This window comes from Mucilaginibacter sp., from assembly GCF_028288225.1.
Classification (GTDB): Bacteria; Bacteroidota; Bacteroidia; order Sphingobacteriales; family Sphingobacteriaceae; genus Mucilaginibacter.
In genome coordinates this window covers 25,181-35,689 of the sequence record NZ_JAQBOC010000055.1, presented here as the reverse complement: position 1 = coordinate 35,689, position 10,509 = coordinate 25,181, and the positions used below count along the sequence as shown (strand labels likewise).

Annotated in this window: 8 protein-coding genes; 3 read left to right on the top strand and 5 right to left on the bottom strand. The window is 41.1% G+C overall.

Annotation, left to right across the window (positions count from 1 at the left end):
• Positions 1-2 precede the first annotated feature (2 nt).
• Positions 3-1,817 (top strand): DEAD/DEAH box helicase, encoded by a 1,815-nt coding sequence (locus JWQ54_RS17045; protein WP_299587130.1) that lies wholly within the window; start codon positions 3-5, stop codon positions 1,815-1,817.
• A gap of 223 nt (positions 1,818-2,040) precedes the next feature.
• On the opposite strand, the gene JWQ54_RS17040 is transcribed toward JWQ54_RS17045, so the two are convergent.
• From JWQ54_RS17040 to JWQ54_RS17020, 5 genes are all read right to left on the bottom strand, one after another.
• On the bottom strand, positions 2,041-2,364 hold the full coding sequence (locus JWQ54_RS17040; RefSeq protein WP_299587128.1) for a hypothetical protein: 324 nt from the start codon (positions 2,362-2,364) through the stop codon (positions 2,041-2,043).
• 51 nt (positions 2,365-2,415) lie between these two features.
• Complete coding sequence (locus tag JWQ54_RS17035; protein ID WP_299587126.1) at positions 2,416-2,727, bottom strand: hypothetical protein; 312 nt, start codon at positions 2,725-2,727, stop codon at positions 2,416-2,418.
• Positions 2,728-2,756: 29 nt separating this feature from the next.
• On the bottom strand, positions 2,757-3,764 hold the full coding sequence (locus JWQ54_RS17030; RefSeq protein WP_299587124.1) for an NAD(P)H-dependent glycerol-3-phosphate dehydrogenase: 1,008 nt from the start codon (positions 3,762-3,764) through the stop codon (positions 2,757-2,759).
• Between the two features lie 187 nt (positions 3,765-3,951).
• The gene (locus JWQ54_RS17025) at positions 3,952-5,283 is read right to left on the bottom strand and encodes an efflux RND transporter periplasmic adaptor subunit (protein ID WP_299587122.1); all 1,332 of its coding nucleotides are present in this window, start codon (positions 5,281-5,283) and stop codon (positions 3,952-3,954) included.
• 153 nt (positions 5,284-5,436) lie between these two features.
• Positions 5,437-6,879: a TolC family protein gene (locus tag JWQ54_RS17020; protein ID WP_299587120.1), complete on the bottom strand. Its 1,443-nt coding sequence runs from the start codon at positions 6,877-6,879 to the stop codon at positions 5,437-5,439.
• 130 nt (positions 6,880-7,009) lie between these two features.
• Here JWQ54_RS17020 and JWQ54_RS17015 point away from each other — a divergent pair, with 130 nt between their 5' ends.
• Both JWQ54_RS17015 and JWQ54_RS17010 read left to right on the top strand, forming a co-directional pair.
• The gene (locus tag JWQ54_RS17015) at positions 7,010-7,645 is read left to right on the top strand and encodes a polysaccharide deacetylase family protein (protein ID WP_299587118.1); all 636 of its coding nucleotides are present in this window, start codon (positions 7,010-7,012) and stop codon (positions 7,643-7,645) included.
• 479 nt (positions 7,646-8,124) lie between these two features.
• Entirely contained in the window at positions 8,125-10,392 is a 2,268-nt protein-coding gene (locus JWQ54_RS17010) for an aconitate hydratase (protein WP_299587116.1), read from the top strand.
• Positions 10,393-10,509 lie beyond the last annotated feature (117 nt).

The following is a 10,509-nucleotide window of genomic DNA, read 5'->3' as shown; positions in this document are numbered from 1 at the left end:
GAATCCGTCATGATATTGTTAATGCCATCTCTGAGTTAGGATTTGAAAATCCTACGCCAATCCAGGAACAGTCAATTCCGGTATTGTTAACAGGCAGCAACGATTTTGTCGGATTAGCCCAAACCGGCACTGGTAAAACTGCTGCCTTCGGACTACCGCTATTAGAACTGCTGGACTTCGAAGTAAATTATCCGCAAGCACTTGTATTGTGCCCAACACGTGAACTTTGTTTACAGATCACGAACGACATAAAAAATTACTCCAAAAAAATGGGCAACGTTAATGTTGTTGCCGTTTATGGTGGAGCAAATATTTCTGACCAGTTACGCCAGATAAAACGCGGTGTGCACATTGTTGTTGCTACCCCTGGCCGTATGCTTGATATTATTAACCGTAAAGCGATTGATTTTTCGCAGGTTAAGTTTGTTGTGTTAGATGAAGCTGATGAGATGCTAAACATGGGCTTCCAGGAAGACATTGACAGTATTTTATCTACCACGCCGGACACTAAAAAAACATGGTTGTTCTCAGCCACAATGCCTACTGAAGTTCGCAGGATCGCGAAAAAATACATGACCGATCCTTTTGAGCTTACCATGGGCGAAAAAAATACCGGTAATGCCAATATTGAGCATGAGTACTACATAGTACGTGCCCGTGACAAGTATGCCGCTTTTAAACGCATTGTTGACTTTAACCCTGATATTTTTGGTATTGTATTTTGCCGTACCAAGATAGAAACCCAGGATATTGCTGAAGCATTGCTTAAAGACGGTTACAATGCCGATTCTTTACATGGCGATCTTTCACAGCAGCAACGCGATAAAGTAATGAAACGCTACCGTGACCGCAGCCTGCAATTATTAATTGCTACTGATGTTGCAGCCCGTGGTATTGATGTTAGTGATATAACACACGTTATTAACTACAGCTTGCCTGATGAAGTTGAAAATTATACTCACCGTAGTGGCCGTACAGCCCGCGCAGGTAAAACCGGGGTCTCAATTTCTATCATTAACGCTAAGGAACTGGGTAAGATCCGCCAGATTGAACGCGGCTTGGGTAAAAAGTTTGTTAAAGCTGAGATCCCTACAGGGTTTGATGTTTGCGAAAAACAATTGTTCAGCATTGTACACAAAATACATGATGTACAAGTTAATGAGCAGCAAATTGAACAATACCTGCCACGTATAATGGAAGAGTTTAAGGATTTGACCAAAGAAGACTTTATAAAACGCTTTGCATCAATTGAATTTAACCGTTTCCTTGATTATTACAAAAATGCTCCTGATTTAAATGCGCCGCTTGAAGAAGGCCGTCGTTTTGAAAGAGATGGTGAGCGTTCACCCCGTGGTGAAGGTGCCGGTAAATCTGAATATACACGTTTGTTTATAAATTTAGGTTCTGTTGATGAATTTAACCGCGGCGACTTGCTGGGTTACATCTGCAACCAATCAAAAATAAGCGGACGCACTGTAGGTAAGATAGATGTTAAAGGTGTTTACTCGTTTTTTGAAGTACCGCATGCTGACGTAGAGAAAGTAATGGGTGGCTTTAAAGAAGCAGAGTTTAAAGGCCGTCCTGTAAGGATAGAAATATCCGGTGAAGGCAGCAGCGAACGTCGCGAAGGCGGCGGTGGTGGCTACCAACGCAGAGAAGGTGGTTACAACCGTGAAAGAAGCGGTGGCGGCGAAAGGCGTGAAGGTGGTTACAGAGGCAACAACGGCGGAGAAAGAAATGGATCTGCTGGTGGTGGCTTTCGTGACTTCTCCGGCAAACGCCGTGAAGACCGTGGCGAACGCAAAAGAAGATTTTAAAGTTTAGTTTTTCATAAGTGCCTGGTGGTTCGGGCACAAGTTTAGTTTAGTTAGTTTGTTTGCAAACCCCTCATTCGTAAGATTGGGGGTTTTTGCATTTTGGGTTAGTGATTAGAGGCCGGAGATCAGAGATTAGTTTGAAAGTTGGAAAAGTCGAAAGGCAAAAAATGAACCAATAAACAATTTCGCTATGAACTATGATCCATCAACCATGAACCCAAACCTACCTGCTATACTCTACCGCAACAGAATCAGGCCCCATCAGTTTAAGATAATGGTCATCCAGTTTCTGAACCAAAAAGGCAGTATAAGGCTTGTTGCCCTGGAAGGAAGTGAAAATAGTATCACCTTTTACAAAGTAATCTTCAGCTATAGCTTCACCATCATCCATGGTAAAAGCTTTGTCGGTTATTTTTAGTTTTGTAGTGCCGTCTTTTGATTTCCAGTTGCCCTGTAACTTATTTGGTGCCGGGTTTGAAGTACAGGCCGCCCAACACAGCACGAATGCACCAGCAAAGTGTGTAAATATTAATGCGTACTTTTTCATGATAGTAAAACAGCATCCTCATAAATGGGACGCTGTTTAAATATACGATTTTTAGGATTTAGGTTTATCCATTAATTGAGATTTTTTTAAGTATACCCTGTGTCCTTTTTTATCGATGTAATAATAATGCGAATGTTCATTTATATAAACGGTTTGACCATTAGGACCGCATTTACCCTCGTATTTTTTGTCGACAACACTAGCCGCGCCTGTTGCAGCAATCTGCGATGTTTTGTGACCAACTTTTTTTGCTGTGACGCCTACTTTGTGGCCAAGTGTTGAATCTTTGTGGGTTTGTGCATTGCTATTGGCAAATGTGAAAATGCCAGCAGCAACCATTGCTACCTTAATTATAGTTTTCATGGTATTTGAAATTTATTAGTTCAAATACACTAACTCAAATGCTCTGCCAAATGTTTCATTTCCAGGGCAGGAGGCCTTTTCTCATATAAAATGGCATAAACAGCATCGCAAATGGGCATGCTTACTTTGTATTGTTTATTAACCTGTTGTAGGCAATTTACTGCATAATATCCTTCGGCTATCATATTCATTTCCAGCTGCGCCGATGTTACGGTATATCCTTTGCCGATCATATTGCCAAAGGTACGGTTACGGCTAAACTGCGAATAAGCAGTAACCAGCAGATCGCCAAGGTAAGCCGATTCCATTATATCCCTGTTTATTGGATGTACCGCATCAACAAAGCGTTTTAGCTCGCGGATTGCGTTTGCTATTAACACCGCCTGGAAATTATCGCCATAGCCAATACCATGGCAAATACCACTGGCAATAGCAAATATATTTTTCAATACGGCACCGTACTCGGTACCATAAATATCATCAGATACTATGGTTTTAATATACCTTGTATTAAACATGCCCGCAAATTCAGCCGCAAGCTTATTATCGCGCGATGCTATGGTGAGATAGGATAATTTCTCGAGTGCGACCTCTTCCGCATGGCATGGCCCGCTTATAACTATAAAATGATCAAATGGAATGTTGTATTGCTGGTTTAAAAACTCCCCGATTATCTGGTTCTCATCAGGCACTATACCTTTAATTGCCGAAACTATCTTTTTGCCTGCAAGGTCGGCAGGGGTTATGCCTATTAACGCTTCTTTTAAGAATGCTGCCGGTACATTAAGCAGTATAAATTCGGCCTTGCTGATTAGGCTTTTCAGGTTAGTAGAAATATTTTGAGCAGGTACACTAATTTCAACCGAGCTTATATAGTTTGGGTTGTGCCTGAATTTTTGAAGATGCTGAACGGCAAGCTCATTCCGCATCCACCAAAAGATTTCTTTTTCGGTGCTGTTATCAGTAAGTATTTTAATATTAGCCGTAGCCCAGCTACCCCCGCCCACAACAGCGATCGTGTTCTTTTTGTTATGCATAGTTCAGTTGGCAGTTTTTAGTACGCAGTTTGCAGTGAATCAGGTATTAGTTTGGAGTATTTATACCGGCCCACTGATAATTGCCAACAAAAAATGTCCTGCCAGGTTTAATTGACGGGACAAATCTAAATAATATTTAATGATAGTCCATGGACCATAGACCATGGTCCATGGACTATTTTTCAAACTAATTACCCGTTGGTACAAACAGCTTGCCCTTATCTACCTTTTCTACTTCCATTTTATCCCTTAAAAGTTTTGAAATGGTTGCAAATGGAGCCGAAACCACTTCATCCCCGCTTTGTAAGCCTGATAAGATCTGGATGTTAGTATCATCCTGTATGCCGGTAGTTACCTGCACCTGCTTTACCTTGCCTGCTTTATAAACAAACACATATTCTTTTACCGGTTCGCTTATTGCCGGTTTTGATTTATCCTCGGCTTTTTTCACACCGGTACTATCCTTTTTTTCCTGGCGCGTAGTTACCGATTGAATTGGTACTGATAATGAATGGGTATGGTTGGTGTTGATGTCAACAGTAGCAGTTAATCCCGGACGGAAAGGTACCTGGTTGTTTGCAGTTTTAACAAGCAGGGCTTTGTAAGACTCAGGGTTTATCCTTACTTTAACTGTAAAGTTTGTTACCTGGTCGGCATTGGTACCTACCACATTGGCCGAACTGCCTATTTCAATTACCTTGCCACCAAATGTTTTACCATAAAAGGCATCTACCTCAATTTTTGATGAATCGCCAAGTTTTATGCGGTTAATATCATTTTCATTTACATCAACATTTACGTCAAGCATACTCAGGTCTGATATCGTCATGATTTCGGTACCTGCAAATTGCTGGGTGCCCAACACGCGTTCGCCAATTTGGATAGATAATTTTGAAACAACACCGTCAACAGGTGAGTAAATTGTTGTTTTAGCAAGATTGTCCTGCGCCTCTTTAACTGAGGCCTGTGATTGTGCAAGTCCAAAAGTTGAGCCTATAACATTTTGCTTTGCAGCTTCAAGAGCGGCTTTGGCGCCTTCATAACTTGCTTTAGCAGCATCAAATTCGGCAGCGGTTAATACTTTGTTGTTATACAAAACCTGGTCGCGTTTATAAATTGATGCCTGGTTTATAAAAGTAGCTTCAGCTTGTTTAAGCATCTGGCTTGAATTGCCAACGCTTGCTTTTTGTGTATTGTATGATGCCACAGCACGGTCATATCCCGACTGTAAAATGTCCGGACGGATCTTACAAAGCAATTGACCTTTTTTAACCACATCACCCTCTTTTATGGGCAATTCAACAACCTCACCCGAAACCTCAGGGCTTATTTTTACTTCAACGTGCGGTTTTATTTTTCCGCTTGCTGATACTGACTCATTAATGTCACGGTCGGCAGCTTTTTCGGTTGCAACCTGCGTTTTTTGAGGCTTACCAATAACGCCTGCTACCTTAAGCACAATAAGCAAAAGGATGATTGCGCCTAATGAGATCAGAATATATTTTGTAGTTTTTCCCATGATTGTTTATGATTTTTCACTTTTTAATTTGTTCTTTAACGGTGTTCAAGAGGGCTACGCCGTTTCGGATTTCGGAATTTCGAGTTCGGATTTATTTATTTTTATTCTTTTATTTGAAATTTCTAATTTTTGCTTTCGGACTTTCCGGACTTCTTATAATTTTATAGGGTTGCCGATATAATAGTCAATTACTTTGCTTCTGAATATCATTTGGTATTGTGCTTCGATCATATCGTTTTGTGATTTATCGAAATTAGTAACCGCCGTATTGTAATCCAATGTGTTTACAAAACCGGCATCGTAACGTTGTTTAGTAATATTTAAAGCTTCCTTATTTGAGTCGAATGTTTGCTTTGCAGAAAGGTAACTCTTTTCAGCAGCTTCAAGGTCAAGCACTGCCTGTATAATTGTTTTGCTTAAATTATTTTTTGCAATTTGTGTTGCAAGCTCGGCATTCTGATAATTCAGCTTTGCTTTGCGTACAGAAGTACGTGCAGTAAAGCGATTGAAAATCGGGATCTGTACGCTTACACCTATTGATTGGTTAAAGTTATCACTAAACTGGTTAAAGAACGAGTACGGGCCATAAATTGGTTGAACATTGGGAGCGATTACCGCTTGTCCTGTTCCTTCAACTATTCCTATCTGTTGGGTAATAGGTGTTAGGCCAATTACCTTCTGCGTGTTTTGGTTGGAGTAATTTGATCCAATGCCTCCAAATAGTGATACGGTTGGATAATAACCACCTTTAGCAACTTTAATTGCCTGGGCTGACGTTTGCTGTTGTAATTCAGCCAGGCGGATGTCCGGGTTAATGATAAAGGCAGTTTTGATTACTTCAGTAGCATCATAAAGTGTACGGATATTTGTTAACTTACTGATATCTGGTTTCTCAACAGCAATCTGAGTAGAAGGATCCATCTCCATGTATTGTTTCAGGATAAGGATAGCAAGGTCAACCTGATTTTGGGCGTTGGTTAAATTAAGCTCGGCTGTTGAAAGCTGCGCCTTGGCCTGGGCCAGATCAGCCATCGTGGCATTTTGTTGATCGAAGTTTTTCTGGGACCGGTCTAAAGTTATTTTAGCCAGTTCAATTTGTTGCTTTGCGGCAAGTACAAGGTCCTGGTCTGTAAGTATGGTTAAATAATCAGTAACAACATTTAAAAGCAGGTCATTTTTAACTTTAGCTGTACTGGTTTTATTAACATCGAGCTGTAATTTATTTTGCATGATCTGATTTCGCAGCTGGCCACCCTGGAAAAGGGTAACAGATACGGAAGCCTGGCCATTAACGTATAAAAAAGATTGACTGCTTAATGAGTAAGTTGTTAAGTTGGGACTGCGGCCAAAATTATAGGAAGCCTGCGGGTTTGCCGTTATGCTTGGTAATTGGTTATACTTAGCTTGTTTGTAATCCTCGTTAGCTAAACTTTCATTAACCACCGCCTGTTTAATGGTTAGGTTATTAGCTATAGTAAGATCAACCGCCTCCTGCAGGCTTATTACCCGTTGCGCCTTTACTGTGAAATTCAGTAAGGTCAGGCATATTACGCTTAAAATACTTACTCTTTTTAATTTTAATATCCGTTGTGTCATAAGGTTATTCTGAATATAATTTGAGATATGAGATTTGAGGTGTTAGATTTGAGATACATTTAGGTAACTGGTAATTATACTAACATATATCTTTTGTTTCATATCTCATATTTAAAATCTCACGTCTAAAATGTATTTGATAAAAACACCCTGGCTGCTTAAAAAACTATATCCCAATTTAATATGGGATGTAAACCGCAACACCAGGTGTATTTATCTCACTTTTGACGATGGACCTATACCGATTGTTACACCTTTTGTTTTAAATATTTTAAAACAGTACAATGCCAAAGCTACATTTTTTTGTATTGGCGACAATGTAAGCAAACATCCGGACATTTTTGAGCAGGTCAAAAACGAGGGGCACGCCATAGGTAACCACACCTATAACCACTTAAAAGGCTGGGATACTGCAGATGATATTTACCTTGATAATTTTTTAAAGGCCGACAAACTACTGGATACCAGTCTCTTCCGCCCACCCTACGGACGGGCAAAAAGATCACAGGTAAAGCTGCTTAAACAAGCCAAACCCGGTTTGGAATTTATTATGTGGAATATATTGTCTGCCGATTTTGATATTAATGTTACACCCGAACAATGCCTGGATAATGTTTTGAAGAATACCAAAAGTGGAGATATCGTTTTGTTTCATGATAGTTTGAAAGCTAAGGAACGGATGGAATACGCTTTGCCGAGAGCGTTGGAGGTTTGGAGTAAGGAGGGGTATGAGTTCAAATGTCTGAATCAGAATTTACAGGATTAGAGAATTTTCAGAATGATTGGCGTAAAGTAGCATCTTGTTGATTTTTAAATTCTGTAAATTCTGATTCTGACAAAATTTGAACCGAACAATTTCCCGCATTAGGGATGGCAGCGGATACCGGCCAAGAGCCTAATGCCTGTGTAGTATGAGCGTACAGCCCGGGCCGCAGGCAATGCCATTACTATTAGTTGATGGAGTTGACTAAGTGAGTGGTTGATTAAGTTAAAATGATTTAACCATCGTTATAAAAGAACTTAAACTCCCGAGCTCCTTTCCTAAACTTATTTAACTCAATCAACCTATCTAACCCACCTAATCTCTAACCTCCAATCACTAATTAACTATTTAGAACCCCTCCAAATAACAATTGTACAATTCCCTGACTTCCTTTTACCTGCATTTTTCGTAAATTCGCCGCATTGACAAGCTATTAACTGGCTAATGTCTATTCTTTTACTTTCACCTAAAGATCAAATACAATGGCTTTTGATTTAGATATGATCAAAAAGGTTTACGACCGCTATAGCACCCGCGTGGCTGCTGCCCGCAAAGCGACCGGTAAACACCTTACTTTAACCGAAAAAATATTATACGCCCACCTTAGCGAAGGCGATGCTCATAAAGCATTTGGCCGCGGGGTTGATTATGTTGACTTTGCACCTGATCGTGTTGCTATGCAGGATGCTACCGCGCAAATGGCTTTATTGCAATTTATGCAGGCCGGTCGTCCGCAGGTTGCTGTGCCTTCAACCGTACATTGCGATCACCTGATCCAGGCCAAAATTGGCGCTGATGAGGATTTGAGCACTGCCAAAGATGTAAATAAAGAAGTTTATGATTTTCTGGCTTCGGTATCTGATAAATACGGACTGGGCTTTTGGAAACCCGGCGCAGGTATTATTCACCAGGTAGTTTTAGAGAACTATGCTTTCCCGGGTGGAATGATGATAGGTACCGACTCACACACACCTAATGCAGGTGGTTTGGGTATGGTTGCTATTGGTGTTGGCGGCGCCGATGCCTGCGATGTTATGGCAGGTTTACCATGGGAGCTAAAATTTCCTAAGCTGATAGGTGTTAAATTAACCGGAAAATTATCTGGCTGGACATCAGCCAAAGACGTTATATTAAAAGTGGCAGGTATATTAACTGTAAAAGGTGGTACCGGCGCTATTGTTGAATATTTTGGCGAAGGTGCGCGTTCACTTTCTGCAACAGGTAAAGGTACCATCTGTAACATGGGTGCTGAGATCGGTGCAACTACATCGATCTTCGGATATGATGAAAAAGCTGCAGCTTATCTTAGCGGTACCAAACGTGCCGATATTGCCGAACTTGCCAATGCAGTAGCAGAACACTTAACCGGCGACCCTGAAGTTTATGCTAACCCTGAGCAATACTTTGACCAGGTTATAGAGATCAACCTTAGTGAGCTTGAGCCGCATGTAAACGGTCCGTTCACTCCTGACCTGGCGTGGCCTATTTCTAAATTTGCAACAGCAGTTAAAGAAAACGGCTGGCCTACCAAATTAGAAGTTGGTTTGATTGGCTCATGTACCAATTCATCATACGAAGATATTACCCGTTCTGCTTCTATCGCTAAACAGGCTATTGATAAACATTTGACCACTAAAGCCGAGTTTACTATTACCCCGGGTTCTGAGTTAGTTAGATACACTGTTGAGCGTGATGGTTACTTAGGTACTTTTGAAAGTATGGGTGGTGTTGTGCTTGCCAATGCTTGTGGTCCGTGTATTGGCCAGTGGGCACGTCATACGGATGATCCTACCCGCAAAAACTCTATTATCACATCGTTTAACCGCAACTTTGCGAAACGCCAGGATGGTAACCCTAATACCCACGCATTTGTGGCATCTCCGGAGATTGTTACCGCATTTGCTATAGCAGGCGATTTAACTTTTAATCCATTAACTGATACCCTGACCAATACTAATGGCGAACAGGTTAAGTTTGATGAACCACAAGGTATTGAAATGCCTTTAAAAGGCTATGCAGTTGAAGATGCCGGCTACCAGGCGCCTGCCGAAGATGGCAGCAGTGTTGAGGTAAAGGTTGACCCAAGATCATCACGTTTACAATTGCTTGATCCGTTTGCCGCATGGGAAGGTACTGATATTACCGGCTTAAAACTGCTGATAAAAGCTAAAGGCAAGTGTACTACTGATCATATCTCCATGGCTGGTCCGTGGTTAAAGTTCCGTGGGCATTTGGACAATATTTCAAACAACATGCTGATCGGCGCTATCAACTATTTTAATAATACTGCTGATAGTGTTAAGAACGAACTAACCGGCGAATACGGCCCGGTACCTGCCACCCAGCGCGATTACAAGGCGCATGGCATAGGTTCAATTGTCGTTGGCGACGAAAACTATGGCGAGGGTTCATCACGTGAGCATGCAGCTATGGAGCCGCGTCACCTTGGCGTACGTGCCATACTGGTAAAATCATTTGCCCGGATCCACGAAACCAACCTTAAAAAACAAGGTATGCTAGGCATCACCTTTGCAAATAGCAACGATTATGATAAGATCCAGGAGGATGATATTTTAGATATCACAGGCTTAACAACTTTTGCACCTGATAAACAATTAACTGTTGTATTGCACCATAAAGATGGTTCAACAGAATCATTCCCGGTAAACCATACTTATAACGCACAGCAGATAGAGTGGTTTAAAGCGGGCGGCGCATTGAATATCATCAGGAAGCAAATGGCTTCGTAAGGATTTCGGAAGTTGGAATTCGGAATTAGAAATATTTCAAGCCTTCTCATTTTTGCGGAGGCTTTTTTGTTGGATATTCAACTGATTTTTGAAGAGTATTTAAGCATTTTGAAAAGA